Source organism: Neisseria perflava, from assembly GCF_002863305.2.
GTDB lineage: Bacteria > Pseudomonadota > Gammaproteobacteria > Burkholderiales > Neisseriaceae > Neisseria > Neisseria perflava_A.
Genome location: NZ_CP136962.1, coordinates 1,388,071 through 1,405,532, shown reverse-complemented (window position 1 = coordinate 1,405,532; position 17,462 = coordinate 1,388,071). Strand labels below are relative to the sequence as shown.

Here is a 17,462-nt window from a genome sequence, read left to right as displayed (position 1 = left end):
TGTATCGTAATAGGGTCGTTAACATGGTTTCAGACGGCCTGTTTGTTTTAAGAGGCCGTCTGAAAAGGGTTTAGGCAAATTCGCCGCCGAAGCTCATGGCACCGGTTTCTGCGCTGCTGGTCATGCTGCGGAAGTTGGCGAAAAGTTCGCGGCCGCAACCTTGTTGGTTCGCGCTCAAGTCGATGCGTTCGACTTCGCGGGCGTTCCATTCTGCTTCGTTAATCAGGACGTTGAGTTCGCCGGTAACGGAGTCGAAGCGGATCAAGTCGCCGGTACGGATTTTGGCGATGTTGCCGCCCATCAAGGCTTCGGGCGTCATGTGGATGGAGGCTGGAACTTTGCCGGACGCGCCGGACATACGGCCGTCGGTCAGCAACGCCACTTTAAAGCCGCGGTCTTGCAGGATGCCCAAAGGCGGAGTCAGTTTGTGCAATTCGGGCATACCGTTGGCGCGCGGGCCTTGGTAGCGGACGACGCAGACGAAATCGCGTTCCAACTCGCCACGTTCAAATGCGGCCAATACTTCGCGCTGGTCGTTGAACACGATGGCGGGCGCTTCGATAATACGGCAGCCTTCGCGCACGGCGGACACTTTAATCACGCCTCGTCCGATGTTGCCTTTCATCAGGCGCAGACCGCCGTCTGGGGAGAACGGGTTATCGGCTTTGCGCAGGATGTCGTCGTTGCCGCTGGTTTCGGGGGCTTCTCGCCATTCGAGTTTGCCGTCGATGAGGAAAGGCTCTTTAGTGTAGTGGCGCATACCGTGTCCGACGACGGTATCGACATCGTCGTGCAACAGGCCTGCGTCCAGCAATTCGCGGATGACGAAAGGCAGGCCGCCGGCAGCGGTAAAGTGGTTCACGTCGGCTTTGCCGTTTGGATACACACGGATCAGCAATGGGATGATGGAAGAAATTTCGTCGAAGTCGTCCCAGTTCAAAATCACGCCTGCGGCACGCGCCATAGCAACGAGGTGCATGGTGTGGTTGGTTGAGCCGCCGGTTGCCATCAGGCCGATCAGGGCGTTGATGAAGGATTTTTCGGTCAACATTTCGCCCAATGGTTTGATGGTGCCGTTTTTGATGCCGCGTGCGAGGTGTCCGGCTGCGTAGCGGGTCAGAGCTTCACGCAGGTCGGTATAGGGATGGACGAAGGCGGCAGCAGGCAGGTGTACGCCCATCATTTCCATCATCATTTGGTTGGAGTTGGCGGTACCGTAGAAGGTACAAGTACCCGGGCTGTGGTAAGAACCCATTTCGCTTTCAAGCAAGGCATCGCGACCGACTTTGCCTTCGGCGAAAAGTTGGCGGGTACGGGCTTTTTCTTTATTGCCGATACCGCTGGACATCGGGCCTGCCGGAACGAAGATGCCCGGAATATGGCCGAAAGACAAAGCGCCAATCATCAAACCCGGTACGATTTTGTCGCATACGCCCATAAACAGGCCGCCGTCAAACATTTGGTGTGACAGACCGATGGCGGTACTCATGGCAATCACGTCGCGGGAAAACAGCGACAATTCCATACCGGCGTAGCCTTGCGTGATGCCGTCGCACATGGCGGGTGTGCCGCCGGCGACTTGGGCGGTCGCGCCGTTTTTCTGCGCTTCGTCTTTGATTTGGTCAGGGAAGTCTTTAAACGGCTGGTGTGCGGAAACCATGTCATTGTAGGCAGTGATGATGCCTAAGTTGGGGACGGTTTCCTGAAGCATTTCGATTTTGATGCTCTTAGGCATGGAGGCATAGCCGTGTGCCAAGTTGCTGCAGCCGAGCTGGTTGCGCTCTAAGCGTCCCATCTGTTTGGCGCTGCGGATTTTCGCCAGATACTTTTCACGCGTCGGGCGGCTGCGCTCGATGATGCGCTCGGTAATTTCGGCGAGTTTCGGGTGAATAGGAGTGGGGTTCATGTGTGGTCTCCTGGCTAAACGATATGATAGGGATTTTGTTTGCGCGTTTCTGATTTTTGTATTGGGTGTTTTCTTCAGACAGCCTTGAGCTGTGGGAATGAATAATATGGGCCGTCTGAATATTTGAAGATTTTCTCTTCGAAGCGTCCGCATATTATAGTACAAAATCTGTAATTTTGTTACAAAATAATTTACTAAGTGGAAGAAATTTGATTTAAATCGAGGTATGGTCAATTCGTAAAATGGCAGGCTGCAAAAGTCATCAAACTTTTATGTTAAATCAAACAATTTGTAAAAATGAGAATAGACAAAATGTGTAGCCATGTGTAGTATTACTACTCATTAGCCCGCTTGTTTGAAATTTTGGTGCAGGCGATTGGTTTTTTACTGCTTATTGCTTAAAGGCTTTTGATTCTAATCGATTTTTATAGATGACGACAGTCCAAAAGTTTTGAAGCAAGCTTCCTCAACGAGAGATGAAACAATGAGTACACAGACAAATTTTGATTTGGTGTTGTTTGGCGCGACCGGCGATTTGGCAATGCGTAAACTTTTGCCTTGCCTGTATCAGGCGCATGTAGCCGGTTTGCTTCATCCCGAAGGTCGTATTTTGGGCGTAAGCCGCAGCGAATTGGATACCGCCGGCTTTTTGGCCAAAGTGGAAACGAATTCTAAAATCCATGTCAAACAAAACTTCTCAGAAGAAGCGTGGGCATCGTTTATCCAACGTCTTGAGTATTTGAAGGTCGATGTGACAAAGAAAGACGACTTCATCGCTTTGGGCGACTTGGTAAAAGCACGCAAGAATACTGAAAATGTCGTGATCTACCTCTCAACTGCACCGAAATTCTTTGCGCAAGCCTGTGAAAACCTTGCTGAAATCGGTTTGAATGCCGATAACGTACGCGTGGTTTTGGAAAAACCGTTGGGTACGGACTTGGCCTCTTCCCAACAAATCAATACCGATGTCGCCCGTTATTTTAAAGAAGAACAAATCTACCGTATCGACCATTACTTGGGTAAAGAAAGCCTGCAAAACCTGCTGGCCTTGCGTTTTGCCAATGTGATGTTCGAGCCTTTGTGGAACAACAAATATATTGAAAGTGTACAGCTGACCATCGCCGAGCAGTTGGGCGTGGAAGAACGCGGTGAGTTTTACGACATTACCGGCGCATTGCGCGATATGGTGCAAAACCACTTGATGCAAATGCTTTGTATGACTGCGATGGAAGCTCCGGTGAGCTTGGATGCCGATGCCGTACGCGACGAGAAAGTGAAAGTCATCAAATCGCTGAAACCGCTGACCATCGAATCCGTCAACGAAAATGTTATTCGCGGCCAATATGTTGCAGCAAACGGCATGAACGGCTATTTGGAAGAAGTCGATGTACCGAAAGACAGTTTCACTGAAACCTATGTCGCCATCAAAGCCGAAATCGAAAACGAACGCTGGAAAGGTGTACCTTTCTACCTGCGTACCGGCAAACGCATGGCAGGCAAAGTAGCGGAAATCGTGTTGAACTTCCGTCCGCTGCAAAACCATATTTTTGACAACAGCCAACCTGCGCCGAATCGTTTGGTTATTGAACTACAACCGACCGAATCTGTCCGCCTTTACACTCAAGTGAAAACTCCGGGTGCAGGCAACAAAGTCGAAGTGACACCGATTGGCGTGGACTTGGGTACAGCCGTCGAAGGCCGCCGTGCCGAGGCTTATGAGCGTCTGCTGCTGGATGTGATTAACGGCAAACTCGCTTTGTTCAACCGTCGTGACGAACTCGAAGCCGCTTGGGAATATGTGATGCCGATTTTGGAAAACTGGGCGAACAATACAACGCCTCCACATGCTTACGAAGCCCATTCTTGGGGTCCTGAAGCTGCGCGCGCGCTGTTGGCCCGTGACGGCAACAAGTGGCACGAAGAGCAATAATATTTCTTTCAGACGGCCTTGTTTTCCAACAAAAGGCCGTCTGAAACCATGAAAGGACGAAACATGTTTGTTTGGCACGAACAAGAAAACGCTGCAACTGCCGCGCAGGCTCTCGCCGATGCCGTTGCCACTGCATTGCAGGCCGCGCTGAATGAGAAAGGCCATGCGGTTTTGGCCGTTTCCGGCGGTCGTTCGCCGATCGCGTTTTTCGAGGCTTTGTCGCAAAAAGATTTAAATTGGCAAAACGTCGGCATTACTTTGGTGGACGAGCGTATTGTCCCGACCACGCATGCCGACAGCAATACAGGCTTGGTACGCGAATATCTGCTCAAAAATAACGCGGCCGTTGCCACATGGATTCCTGTTGTTGAAGACGGAAAGTCTGAAACTGAATTACAACCTGAAGTTGTTGTTGCTTATGCATTGAAACATTACAAGCAACCTGACGTGCTGGTGTTGGGCATGGGTTCAGACGGGCATACTGCGTCGTTGTTCCCTCAAGCGCCTCAATTACAGGCAGCAATCAATGAAGCCAATGACCCGACATTGATTCATACTACGCCGGTTACCGCGCCGCATGAGCGTGTGAGCATGACTTTGGGTGCGATTGCCAAGACGCCGAATGTATTTTTGGCCATTCAAGGCGCAGAGAAAAAAGCGGTATTCGACAAGGCAGCAGCAAGGACCGACACCGAATATCCGACCAGTCTGATTCTCAATCACCAAGGAATTAACTGCCATGTCTACTATGCACACTGAAGCTTATCCTCGTTTGGTCGCCGATATCGGCGGTACGAATGCCCGTTTTGCGCTTGAAACTGCACCACAAGTGATTGAGAAGGCTGAAGTTTTACCTTGTAAAGATTACGATACCGTCGTTGATGCCGCCAAAACTTATTTGGAACGCGCAGGCAGCCCGAAAGTTTTGCACGCTGCCTTTGCGATTGCCAATCCGATTTTAGGCGATTGGGTGCAGATGACCAACCACCACTGGGCATTTTCCATCGAAACCACCCGTCAGGCTTTGGGTTTTGAAACGTTGATTCTGTTGAACGACTTTACCGCCCAGGCTTTGGCAGTGACCAAAACCGAAAAGAATGACTTGGTACAAATCGGCGGTCAAAAACCAATCGAATTTGCGCCTAAAGCCGTCATCGGCCCGGGTACCGGTTTGGGTGTCAGCGGTTTGGTGCACAGCGCTGCCGGCTGGGTGGCGTTGGCAGGCGAGGGCGGCCATACCAGTTTTCCGCCGTTTGACGATATGGAAGTGTTGATTTGGCAATACGCTAAAAACAAATATGGTCATGTTTCTGCCGAGCGTTTCTTGAGCGGCGCAGGCTTGAGCCTGATTTACGAGGCATTGGCCAAGCGCGACAACATCAAACAATGCCGTCTGAAGCCTTCTGAAATCACTGATAAGGCATTGAGCGGAACATCGCCGATTTGCCGTCAGACTTTGGATATTTTCTGCGCCATGTTGGGTACGGTTGCTTCCAATTTGGCTTTGTCATTGGGTGCGCGCGGCGGCGTGTATTTGTGTGGCGGCATTATCCCGCGCGTGTTGGATTACTTTAAAACGTCTCCATTCCGCAGCCGCTTTGAAAACAAAGGCCGCTTTGAAGCTTATCTTGCCGCCATTCCCGTGTATGTCGTATTGAGCGAGTTTCCGGGCATCGTCGGCGCAGCGGTCGCATTAGACAATCATTTAAATAACGTTTAGACACACAAACGGCGGTGCAGGGCAGGGTACGAAAAAGTACCTTATCCTGAACGTCAAAAAATCAAAGGGTAGAGTATATGTTAAGCAAAATCAGCGAATCATTGTCCAACCTCTCCGGCGCAGAACGCAAAGTTGCCGAATCTGCGTTGGCCGAGCCGAAATGGTTCGTTCATGCCGCTGTGGCGGAAATCGCCGAGCGTGCTTCCGTCAGTCAGCCGACTGTAATCCGTTTCTGCCGCAGCTTGGGTTATAAAGGCTTGCCTGAGTTCAAACTCGCTTTGTCTGCCAGCATCGGCCACGAAGGCATGCCTTACGTTCATGAAGAATTAAACGCCGATGACAACATGGGCAGCGTGGTCGAAAAAGTATTGGGCAATGCCGCAGCCTCCCTTTTGGGCGAGCGCCGCTTCCTGAAAGAATCCGAGCTGGAAAACGCGATTGCCATTCTGATGCACGCGCGACGCGTTGAGTTTTATGGTGTCGGCAACTCCGGCATCGTTGCCCAAGATGCGCAACACAAATTCTTCCGCTTCGGTATGTCCACCGTTGCCTATGTCGATACGCATACCCAGCTGATGGCGGCTTCCGTGTTGACCGAGCAGGATGTGTTGGTGGCGATTTCCAATACCGGCTCATCTATCGAATTATTGGACGCGGCCAGTATCGCCAAAGAAAACGGCGCAGCCGTTATCGCGCTGACCCGCAATGATTCGCCGTTGGCTCAAATGGCCGACTGCGTATTGAGCATTGCCACTCAGGAAAATGCCGAGCTTTATACGCCTATGGTGTCCCGCCTTCTGCAACTAGCCGTTATCGACATTCTTGCTATTGGCTTGGCCTTACGCTTGGGCGATACCGCCAGCACGCAACTGCAAAAAAGTAAAAAAAGCATACATAACAAACACATCGAATACGATAAAGATTGATTCTTCACTGATATCTTCAGACGGCTCCAACCCACATCAAGGCCGTCTGAAACCCCAAAAAACGGAAACCACCCCGTTCCCGTTTCAGACGACCTCACGGCCGTTTTCTCAACAAAACTGTCCACTATCCAGGAGAGCATCTGATGAAACACCTTCACGATTTACCGGCTTGGTCAAAATTATGGATACATTTTGACGAAACCAAAGAACAACACATGCGCGAAATGTTCGATCAAGATCCCGAACGTGCCGAGCGTTACTGGCTGCAAGTCGGCGGCCTGACGCTGGATTATTCCAAAAACCGCATCAACGACGAAACCATGGCACTGTTGTTCGAACTGGCGCGTGAAGCAGGCGTACCGGAGCGGATGCAGCAAATGTTCCACGGCGAAAAAATCAATACGACGGAAAACCGCGCCGTTCTCCACGTCGCCCTGCGCAACCGCACCAACGCCCCTATCGTCGTGGATGGTGAGGATGTGATGCCTAAGGTCAACCATGTCCTGCAACGCATGGGCGAGTTCGCGCATGAAGTCCGCAGCGGCAGCTGGTTGGGCTATACCAACCAAGTCATCACCGACGTCGTCAACATCGGTATCGGCGGCTCTGACCTCGGCCCTCTGATGATGTGTACCGCGCTCAAGCCTTTCGGCCATCCGCGTTTGAACATGCACTTCGTCTCCAATGTGGACGGCTCCCAACTGCGCGACGTATTGTCCAAAGTCCACCCTGAAACTACGCTGTTCATTATTGCGTCCAAAACCTTTACCACCCAAGAAACCCTGACCAACGCCCTGACCGCGCGTAAATGGTTCTTGGATCATGCAGGCGATGAAAGCGCCGTGGCCAAACACTTCGTTGCCGTATCGACCAACCAAAAAGCCGTTGCCGAATTCGGTATCGATACCGCCAATATGTTTGAATTCTGGGATTGGGTCGGCGGACGGTACAGCCTGTGGTCGGCCATCGGCCTGCCGATTATGCTGTATCTCGGCGAAGAAAACTTCATCGAAATGCTCAACGGCGCGCACTTGATGGACCAACACTTCATCAACACGCCGCTGGAGCGCAACCTGCCGGTTATCCTTGCCCTTATCGGCATTTGGTACATCAACTACTACGGTGGCGGCAGCCACGTTATCGCGCCTTACGACCAACATCTCCACCGTCTGCCCAAATTCATCCAGCAGCTCGATATGGAGAGCAACGGCAAACAAGTGACCCTTGACGGTAAACCGGTCGGTTACGAAACTTCCCCGATTATTTGGGGTGAAACCGGTATCAACGGCCAGCACGCCTTCTTCCAACTGCTGCACCAAGGTACGCACATCACACCGATTGACCTCATCGCCTCTCTTGAAAAACGCAGCAATTTGCAAGGCCACCACGAAATCCTGTTGGCGAACGTCTTTGCCCAAGCCGAAGCCTTTATGCGCGGCAAAACGCCGGACGAAGTACGTGCCGAGCTTCAAGCACAAGGCATGGACGAAGCGCGTATCGAAGAGCTTGTTCCGCACAAAACCTTCTCCGGCAACCGCCCGACCAACCTTATCCTCATGGATAAAATCAACCCGCGCAATATGGGCAGCCTGATTGCCATGTACGAACACAAAACTTTCGTTCAAGGCATTATTTGGGGCATCAACAGCTTTGACCAATGGGGCGTAGAACTCGGCAAACAACTGGCCAAAACCATTCTTGCCGAATTGACCGGCGAGACCGAAGTGCAAAAACACGACAGCTCCACTACACGTCTGATTAATCTTTATTTAAACGCCAACAAATAAAGCATTTATTTAAAGCTAAGGCCGTCTGAAAGTTTCAGACGGCCTTTTGTTTTATTCCGGATCATCCGTAAACGCATTATCCTGAAATATCGGTACAAACGTGAAAAGATACAGTACGAACACGGCGATGGTCAGAATCGCAGGAACGGTGATGAAAAATATCAGGTTCACGTTCATCAAGAAAGCGCGTGAGATGGCGGCCATAAAGAGCAGGGGGACGGCAATGCGGCAGAGTTTTGGGTAGTCGAGTTTGGTAAAGCCGCTATGCCACAGTCCGGCGGTCAGCCACACCATTATCACGCCACCTATCATGCCGCCGAGGGTAATCAGGTGTAATGGGGCGGAGGAGGGCAGATTTTGCAGTTTTGCCGCGCCTGTCCACAGATAGCCTGCGGCGGCAAAGAGCTGGAGCAGGTAATAAGTGCAGACGTAGTGTTTGCGCAGGAGTTCGTGATGGTGGAGCTCACGCAGCTTGGCGAGCAGGATGAATCCGACGGCAAGCGCGGTAAAACCGGCGGTTTGCGCGGGCAGCCAAAGTTCGGCGGCGGCGTGCAAGAGCAGGAAAGTAATGGCGATGTTTTTATAAACGATATTTGGAATAAAAACAGGGTCTTTCAGACGGCATTCTTTAAGGGCTTCCGCGCCCAAAAGAATGCTGACGCGGACGGATACAAACATGACAGCTGCCATGTTCAGATGTACTTGCGCGCGAAGTAAGTTCAAATCGCCATTCGTGGCATAGGCCGTCTGAAAAGCAGTAAATGCGGCGAGCAGCATTAGCAGGGCAAAGTTGTCAGTGTTTCGGTCGAGCCAAATCAGCCAAGAGCAGAACAGCAACAATACCAGCCAATAGGCGGCGACAAAAAACGAGGCAGTTTGCGGCGAAAAGGGCAGTATGGCAGATGCAGCGAGCAGCAATGCCGCCATCAAAGTAGCGACAGGTTTCAGACGGCCTTTATAACCCGTCCATTCGAGCATGGCTGCAGTCAGGAAGCCGCCGTATGCCGCAGGCAGCATGAGTTCTAAGAAGATTTGGCGGTGCAAAATGACGGCACCGGGGCTGATGAAAAACACCAACGCGCCGAGTATGGCAAGCACCGCCGCACCGACGAAAAACGGCCGCATGGGGTGGGTGAAAAACTTATTCATGGTTTGGCTTGATTCTGCATGAAGATGCTTTCGGATATAGATTTATTGGGAGGACAGGGTTGTATCTTGTATTGAAGAAGCAAACCTTCGGCTTTTTTGCCCTCTCCATAGCCCTCTCCCACAGGGAGAGGGAATTAGGCTGTCGAGCCTGAACATTTTCAGGTTTACCTGCCATCTAATTCCCAATCCTGCACTCTTTGATTTTCAGCAACTTGATTCCCTCTCCCCGTGGGAGAGGGTTAGGGAGAGGGCAACGAACCGCAAGGTTTGTCAGATACTCAAATGCCCGTATCATTCATATTATTGATATTATTGATATTATTGTTTGAATTGTATTATTTTCAATAATAATAAATAATCCTAAACCAATATAAATAACAGCCATTATCCAACGACTAAACTTCTCTACAATTTCACCAACACCTGAAATATTAGCCAATCTTTGTGCTGTATATACTAAAACAAAAATCAATATTAAAAATACAAGAAGAGTAACTAATAAGTCGACAAGATCTAAAGTCACAAAGTAAGGAACAAAAAGTCCAATATTATCTGCACCACAACTAGCAACTGTAACCAAAGCAACAATACCGACTAATTTTGACAACCCTTTTTCATCCAATTCTTTTTTAGCTCTTTTTTCGCCCTCACAATCGTCGTAAATAGCAACTTTAATACCTAAGTAAATCGGTATTAAACCTAATAAACCCAACACCCATTTTTCCGGAACATAATGCAAAACAAAAGCTAGAAATAAACTAACTAATATTAAAATTACAGAACCTAAATATTGTCCGATATAAATATCTCGATATTCTTTTCTAGTATTTGCTCTAGCAAAAAATATTAATAGTATTACCAACAAATCTACTGCTGTAGCAATATATAAAACAGTAGCAGTAATCACAGTCGAAAACATAAAGCACCTCATAATGAATCCCCTGCCCCCTTGGCACCACGGCTTTTTCAAAAACCGAATCGCGTTCGGATAACAGATTCGTATCTTTCGCTAAAGAGGCAAGCCTGCGGCTTGCTTACCCTCTCCCTAGCCCTCTCCCACGGGGAGAGGGAATTGGGCTGTCGAGCCTGAACATTTTCAGGTTTACCTGACATCTGATTCCCAATTCTACGGCTCTCTGATTTTGAGAAACCTGATTCCCTTTCCCCGTGGGAGAGGGTTAGGGAGAGGGCAACGAACCGCAAGGTTTGTCAGAAATTTAAATTCCTATCACTCATAATAATGAATCCCCTGAAACTCTCTTGCCACCACGGCTTCTTCAAAAGCCGAATCGCGTTCGGACAGCGGCGTAGGCAGGGTAATCACGTTTTGCACGTTCATGCCCTTAGTGGAAAGCAGCATGATTTCATGGCTCAGGCGTGCGGCTTCGAAGCGGTCGTGCGTTACCAGCATACACGCCATGCCCTGCCGCTCGATTTTTTCCACCAGCATGGCGACCAAAATATCGCGCAAATCGCGGTCCAAACCGACGAACGGCTCGTCCAGCAAGGCAAGGTCGCAGCCGCACAGCAGCAGGCGCAAAAATGCTACCCGTTTCGCCATGCCGCCGGACAATTCGGTCGGATATTTGTTCAAATCGCCCGCAGTCAGCCCGACTTTCGCCGCCAGCGCGATGATTTCGCCTTCATCGGGTTTGTCCATAAAAATAGCGATATTCTGCATCGCGGTCAAGTTTCCCGGCAGGCGGTTTTCCTGAAACAGAAAACCCGTTTTGCGGAAAGTATTGCGTATCGTGCCCGATTTCGGCGTTTCCAAGCCCGCAATCAGCCGCAAAACCGTCGTCTTGCCGCAGCCGCTCGGCCCGAACAAGGCCTTCACTTCGCCATGTTGCAGGTTCAAACTGAAATCACGCACGATAGGGTCGCGGAGAATTTCAAAACGCACGTTTTCAAGACAGAGCATCATCTCCTCCACGGCATAAACAAAATTTCCAAAGGCTTGGTAATCAGGTATTCAAACAGCGACACAAACACAATAACCAACACCACATAAGCCATCACCGTCGAAGTCTCCAGCATCGCCCTCGCGTCCGCAATCCGCGCGCCCACGCCTTCGCTCGCGCCCAAGAGTTCCGCCATAATCACCACCTTCACCCCCATCGCCACCGCCACGCCGATGCTGGAAATCACATAGCCCGTCAGATGCGGGATATACAGATAACGGATTTTTTTCAGACGGCCTAATTTATAAGCGTCAAACAACTCCTCATGCTGCTTGTTCACGCTCGCCATCCCGACCGCCGCACTCGCAAACGTCAGCGGCGCAACCAACACAATGATGGTAAACAACACGCTCGGATTGCCGAAACCGAACCAAAACAGAGCCATCACCACCCAAATAATCGGCGGCATCGCCAACAAAATCGTAATCACAGGCTTGAGCAACGCCATTGCCGTCTTAAAACTGCCCGCCACCAGCCCCGCCGCCAATCCCGCTACCAAAGCAATCGAAATCCCCACCACCGACCGCCACAGCGAAATGCCGATTTCGTTTTCCTGAAAATGTTTCAATAAATCAAACGACTTTTGAAACACCTCCACCGGCGCAGGCAGCATAAACTCACCGAACACGGCACTGCCCCACGCCCACAACGCCACCACCACCATCGCCACGCTCAAACCGGCAAAGCCGCTCCAAAGGTAGTCGATGATGTAAAACACCGCAGGCTGCGGTTTGCGGATTTTGTCGGTTTTAATCATGGTTTGGGTGTTAGTTGATGGGGATGGTTTGGGGATGATAGGTCGTCTGAAAAATGGTTGATTGGGTTAGCTGGGACGCCTTAGCACAACAAATAATTAATTTTTATGCATAATATCAATTAAGAATTTTTTAACTTCTGGATATTTTTTATCAGCATCAATTAACAAACTAGTCATTTTTTTATTGCCAGAAAGATTAAAGTGAGAAGCCAACCCTCCTTTCATATTTGAGGTACGAAAGTTTAGTGCCCCTATACCATTAGGATTTTTATCCTTTAATAATAGATCCATTGAAGCTAATATACCACCATCCGCAAACCCTTTATTCTTTAATTTTCTATCTAACTCATTAAAAGAAAATTTTGTAATATTTTTTCTAGAAAGTAATAACGATGATAAATAGAAGATTAGCTCTGGGTATATAAAATCCTCAATTTCTAAATTACTTCTAACATTCTGCAAATTACTTAAATCTGGTAAATCTCCAGTTCTGGTAGGAATAAACTTACAATCCACTTGAATATTTTTAAATTTTTTTCCTTTAATCAATTTATAACACTTTCTTCCTTCATCGTCATTATCAAAAAGTAACGTAATTTTGGGTTTTTTAGTTGAATCAGAATACCAATCATCATAAAAATCCAAAGTTTTATCATATTTATTTACGCCATTAATAGAAAATATCCTTTTTGTCTCTATTTTGAAAAATTCACATAATTCAGAAATATACTTTTTATCACAATCTCCTTCGACAAAGAGATTATAATTATCCAAAAGATCTGTTTTATCTTCTTCGAGACCTAAATATTCCCGTATCTTTCTAGCACCATCTTCTTTAGATAGATCTATAGAGATAGTATTGATAGGATTCATATAGGATTTAGTTCTTGCATAAACTTTCCCTCCCCCAATATCCTGATCTAATAAAATTACGTTTTTAAGTGTAGATGAGTCAATGAACTCAGGAGAGTGTGTTGTAACAATTACCTGATATTCATTTGATATATCATATAAAATCTCTTTTAATCTTAATTGAAGACCTCTATGTAAAAAAGCATCGGGCTCATCAATACAAAATATTATATTTTTCTTCTTTGATCTTGATAGTTTTTCTATAATTTTCTGATGTAGGAGTATAAAGCCTAATTTTTGTAGGCCTGAACCTTTTCCTTCATTATTAAATCCAGCCTTATCATCGATGTGAAAACTAATATCCTTCGAAATCAAATCTTGGAATTTTTTCACTTCAATATTACTTTTAAATTCTACCGACCAATTCTCATTAAACTTTTGAAATAATGGATTTATCTCTTCTGCCAGTCGGTTCAAAACATCTACTAACCCTTTATTATATTTTTCAAAAGAGGTCTTCAGTTCCCCTTTTAGACCTGAAAACCTAGAATTAATAAATTCAATTTCATATACATCATTAATAATTAGGTTAATCAACTCAGGAAATGATACATTAATTGCTGGAATATAGAAAAATACAAAACCTTTAATTAATTCTGAAATTTTACTAGAATCCAAGATTTTTTTATCTTCTTTCTTTTTAGTTCCCTCTTTATACAAAAGTCCTACGTCTGTTATATCTAGTTTTCCTTTTTTCATCTGAATCTTTTTAGTTATCTCATATATAACTCCTTTATCTTCAAACTGAAGATTAATTTCCGTTGCAATAGATCCACCTCTGGTATTTTGTTTTAAATATGGTGTATCGTTTTCAAAAACATAACTACTAGGATTGAAAAATAAATTTAGAGCTCGAAGTACATTCGTCTTCCCTACATTATTAGGTCCACATATACTAATAAAATTATTACTTGTATCGATCTCTAATTTCAAATCATTAATAGATCTAAATCTTTTAATATTTATGCTTTTAAGCTTCATTATAATTTCTCATTTTAAAATTTAATTAAATATTGCAATTGTTTATGATTTTCCCAAACAATATACTACACCAACTTATTCTGCTTCTTCAATAAATTAAGTTAGTAATCGTAGGTTGGGTTATGTCCTGATATTTCAGGTAGTTCAACGGTTTCTGGTTTTGGCAATCCAACGGTTACCACCCATCGCCATTCGCTTGCAGGCGAAAATCCAGAAGTTTGACGTCGCTGCAATTTTAAAACATTCCTGCAATATCAAAGACTAGATTCCCGCCTGCGCGGGAATGACGGCTTTGTGTGTACTGTTCTAACTATTATCTGATAGGTCGTCTGAAAAGGGTATATTGGATTCCCCAATACTACTTCTCCCTTTTCAGACGACCTCCCCTCCCTTTAAGCCAAGAAGAATCCGTTATCCGGCAGCTTGCCGCCTAGAAGTTTCGGGTTGAACTGCATTAGGATTTCGTAAAACTTCAAAATCTCGTTCTTCACTTCGCTGCCCTTGGTTACCGTCAGCCGCGCGCCGTCCAAGCCCATGACTAGGGCGGGTTCGGGGGCGGGTAGGTAGTTTTTGCCAATTTTCGCGGCGCTTTGGCGGTTGGCCAGTATCCAGTTGAGCGCGTTTTTCAAATCCTGATGGAAGAGGTCGAACTGCGCCTTGTGTGCGTGGAAATATTCTTCGTTGGCGATGATGCCCGCCATCGGAATCAGCGGTTTGGTGTCAAACGCCTGTCCCCATGCTTTTACCAAATCAAAACCGCGCACGACGTTTACGCCCATGGTTTTGCCTTTCAGTAGGCTGGCGGTTGCCATCGGTTCGGGCAGGATGGCGGCATGGTAGTCCTTGCTCAAAAATAGGCCGACTGCTTCGGGCGGCGTGGCGGTGTAGGTAATGCCGACTTTATGCGCGTCGATTTTCAGTTTTTTCAACAAGGCTTGCAGCACGATGTCGGGCATGTCGTTTTTAAACGGCACAAGGATTTTTTTGCCGACCAAATCCTGCGGCGAGGTAATCGCGCTGCCTTTGCACATCAGCTGCGTGATGCCGTTGGTTAAAATATTCACCATGCCGACTTTCTGCCCTTGGTTGCGCAGGTTTACACCGACATTGCTCGGGCTCATCATGACTTTAAATTGTCCGCTTGCTACGCCTGCACGCAGTTGGTCGGGCGAACGCCAAATTTTCAGCGATACATCCGCCTGCTTCGCCAGCTTGCCTTGTAACGCCGCTACGGCGATGGTAACGCTAGGCATTGCCGGTGCGCCGTACACGGTAAATTGTTCTTTACCGGCTGCCAACAATGAAGGCGAAACGCCTGCGGCTGCCAGCGCGGCGGTCATTTTTAAGAAATCGCGTCTTTTCAGTTCCATTTTTTATCTCCTAATTCTTAATAAGCCAATGCAGGCATTCTTTCAGACGGCCTGATTTTAAAATGCCGCATGTAAACTCAACCAATATGTCCTGCCCGGTGCATATACCACGCCGGGGGACAGGGCGAGGACGTGGTCGCCGCTGATGTATTCGGCGTATTTTTTGTTGAACACGTTGTTTACGCCCAAGCGTAAGCCGTATTTGTCTTTGAAGTTTACGCCTGCGTACACGTCGGCAACGGTAAAGCCTTTGGCGGCTTCGCGTTTGTCTATGCCCAGACCGCTTGCCGTGTCAAAATCGCCGCGCGTTTGTTTGGCGACAAAGCGTGTTGCGGCGCCGATGTTGTAGCTGCCGTGGGCAAAGTAGTTTTTATAGTCGGCTTGGACGGCGGCTTCAAACGGGCGGATTTGATAGAGCGGCCTGCCGTCGGTTTCGTTGTGTCCGTAGTTGTAGGCGGCTTTGATGCCTGCCGCCCAATGCGGATTGAAGTTGTAACGCGCGTAGGCCTGAGCGGTAAACAATCTCGCGTCCACGTTGCGTGTGATGATGCCGCCGCCTTTGGAAGCCGTACCGCTTTGTCCGTGTGCGCGGTCAAAAATAATCAGGTCTTTGACTTTGTCCGCCACAAGCGTGCCGCCCACGTTCCAGCCCGCGCCTGCCAACGAGTTCATATAGCCGTTGTAGTAGTCGTTGCGGCTGTCGGCGGTAAGCTTGATGCGGTTGTGTTTTTCGGTTTTCAGTAGGGGATTGCCTGCGATGGCGGCAGCTGGGGTTCGGTTCATCAGCGCGCCGTTCATGCGGTTTTGCACGATGGCGGCAAGCGAGTTGAAGCGTTCGGTGTTGTCGCCGATGCGTTCTAAGTGAGCAAGGGAAACGCTGTATTTTTGCGTTTCAGACGGCGTGAAATCGTATTTGAGTTCACCGGAGAAGGCATGACGGCGCACTTTGCCGTTGAAGTCGTAGCCGTAATGGGTTTTCCAGATTTGTTGTGATGAGGCGAAGGGGAAACCGGGTTTTATTGGGTTTTCAGGCTGTGTCGTATTTTTGCGAATGTCCGCTTCGTTGAGTTCGTAGCTTAAGCCCAAGCCCAGTTTGTGTTGGTCGTTGAACTTGTAAGACAGGGTATCGGCGATGCGCCAGCGGTCGATATGCACATCGGCGAAACGGTAGCCGTTGAGGAAGTCGCGCATGGCGGTGTGGGCGTTGCGCTCGCCGTTTTGGCTGTCGTTGCGGTAGCTGACGGCTGCCGTGTTGTGGAACTTACCGAAATCTGCGTCGTGTTTGAGCGAGAAGTCGTAAACTTTGCGGTCAAGCTCTACAAACATTTGTTGCGGCGTGTTGTTTGGGCGCAGGGAGTAATTGTCGGCGCGGCGTTTGAGTTTGATGACGCCCGCTTCCGCGCTGACCGTATTGCTCAAATCGGCATTGCCCCAACGCGCGTTGAGTTTGGCGATGTGGCGCTCGGTGTCCAATGCGTCGTTAACGAACTGCGGCTGGCGGTCGTTGTTGATGTCATCGTGTAGATAGGTGAGGCGGTATTCTTGATTTTCAGACGGCACGAAACCGAGTACCAAAGCTTGATTGAAACGGCTGTATTTCCAATCTGTTTGATTGCCGTCTCCGTCTTTATAGCCGTTGGCTTTGGTGTGATTGAGGTTGGCCACGCCGTACACTTTCGCCCCGCGCGCTTGCGCGGTAATGGAATTGTAAAAGCTTTTGCCGTAAAAACCGCTGTTTGCTTTTAATGGACGGAAGGCTTGGTCTATGTTTTCGGTAACAAAGTAATGATCGCTACGGTCGGTGCGGTCGAATTGGTTTTCGGGGAAATAGCCTTGTGCGGCGGTCGGAGTAATCGGTTTGGGAGGGGAAAAGGTTTTGACAGGCTGGATTTCATCGGGGTCTGCCAAGGTTTCGGCAAAGCCGTTTGCGGCGGCAAAACCGCTCATTAACAGGTAAACCAAATGTTTTCGTTTCATCTTTATCTCCTGATAATCATTTTTATTTATTATGCTCTTGGAGAGAAACAAAGTAAAGAAACGATAAGGTATTTATTGTCGATAAA

General features: G+C 48.2%; 13 protein-coding genes. 5 read left to right on the top strand and 8 right to left on the bottom strand.

Annotated features, from left to right (window positions below; genetic code table 11):
* Positions 1-70: 70 nt before the first annotated feature.
* Entirely contained in the window at positions 71-1,906 is a 1,836-nt protein-coding gene (gene edd / locus CYJ98_RS06495; protein ID WP_101755310.1) for a phosphogluconate dehydratase, read from the bottom strand.
* Positions 1,907-2,390: 484 nt separating this feature from the next.
* Between edd and zwf the strand changes: the two genes are divergently transcribed.
* From zwf to pgi, 5 genes are all read left to right on the top strand, one after another.
* Positions 2,391-3,836 (top strand): glucose-6-phosphate dehydrogenase, encoded by a 1,446-nt coding sequence (gene zwf / locus CYJ98_RS06490; RefSeq protein WP_101755311.1) that lies wholly within the window; start codon positions 2,391-2,393, stop codon positions 3,834-3,836.
* Between the two features lie 63 nt (positions 3,837-3,899).
* Entirely contained in the window at positions 3,900-4,595 is a 696-nt protein-coding gene (gene pgl, locus CYJ98_RS06485) for a 6-phosphogluconolactonase (protein WP_101755312.1), read from the top strand.
* On the top strand, positions 4,576-5,556 hold the full coding sequence (locus CYJ98_RS06480) for a glucokinase (RefSeq protein WP_070713189.1): 981 nt from the start codon (positions 4,576-4,578) through the stop codon (positions 5,554-5,556). The genes pgl and CYJ98_RS06480 overlap by 20 nt, the downstream gene beginning before the upstream one ends.
* 77 nt (positions 5,557-5,633) lie before the next feature.
* Positions 5,634-6,482 (top strand): DNA-binding transcriptional regulator HexR, encoded by an 849-nt coding sequence (gene hexR, locus CYJ98_RS06475; protein WP_004519348.1) that lies wholly within the window; start codon positions 5,634-5,636, stop codon positions 6,480-6,482.
* 143 nt (positions 6,483-6,625) lie between these two features.
* Positions 6,626-8,269, top strand: a complete 1,644-nt coding sequence (gene pgi / locus CYJ98_RS06470) for a glucose-6-phosphate isomerase (RefSeq protein ID WP_101755313.1) — start codon at positions 6,626-6,628, stop codon at positions 8,267-8,269.
* Between the two features lie 51 nt (positions 8,270-8,320).
* On the opposite strand, the gene CYJ98_RS06465 is transcribed toward pgi, so the two are convergent.
* From CYJ98_RS06465 to CYJ98_RS06435, 7 genes are all read right to left on the bottom strand, one after another.
* Positions 8,321-9,418 carry an NnrS family protein gene (locus CYJ98_RS06465; protein WP_101755314.1) on the bottom strand — a complete coding sequence of 366 codons (1,098 nt, stop codon included), beginning with the start codon at positions 9,416-9,418 and terminating at the stop codon, positions 8,321-8,323.
* A gap of 295 nt (positions 9,419-9,713) precedes the next feature.
* Positions 9,714-10,337 (bottom strand): CadD family cadmium resistance transporter, encoded by a 624-nt coding sequence (locus CYJ98_RS06460; RefSeq protein ID WP_167382857.1) that lies wholly within the window; start codon positions 10,335-10,337, stop codon positions 9,714-9,716.
* A gap of 309 nt (positions 10,338-10,646) precedes the next feature.
* Positions 10,647-11,339 carry an ATP-binding cassette domain-containing protein gene (locus tag CYJ98_RS06455; RefSeq protein ID WP_009310824.1) on the bottom strand — a complete coding sequence of 231 codons (693 nt, stop codon included), beginning with the start codon at positions 11,337-11,339 and terminating at the stop codon, positions 10,647-10,649.
* Entirely contained in the window at positions 11,339-12,136 is a 798-nt protein-coding gene (locus tag CYJ98_RS06450; protein ID WP_101755316.1) for an ABC transporter permease, read from the bottom strand. The genes CYJ98_RS06455 and CYJ98_RS06450 overlap by 1 nt, the downstream gene beginning before the upstream one ends.
* 96 nt (positions 12,137-12,232) lie before the next feature.
* On the bottom strand, positions 12,233-14,029 hold the full coding sequence (locus CYJ98_RS06445; RefSeq protein ID WP_070513710.1) for an ATP-dependent nuclease: 1,797 nt from the start codon (positions 14,027-14,029) through the stop codon (positions 12,233-12,235).
* A gap of 392 nt (positions 14,030-14,421) precedes the next feature.
* Positions 14,422-15,399, bottom strand: a complete 978-nt coding sequence (locus tag CYJ98_RS06440; RefSeq protein WP_003745757.1) for an ABC transporter substrate-binding protein — start codon at positions 15,397-15,399, stop codon at positions 14,422-14,424.
* A gap of 57 nt (positions 15,400-15,456) precedes the next feature.
* On the bottom strand, positions 15,457-17,376 hold the full coding sequence (locus CYJ98_RS06435) for a TonB-dependent receptor (RefSeq protein ID WP_101755317.1): 1,920 nt from the start codon (positions 17,374-17,376) through the stop codon (positions 15,457-15,459).
* Positions 17,377-17,462: the final 86 nt, after the last annotated feature.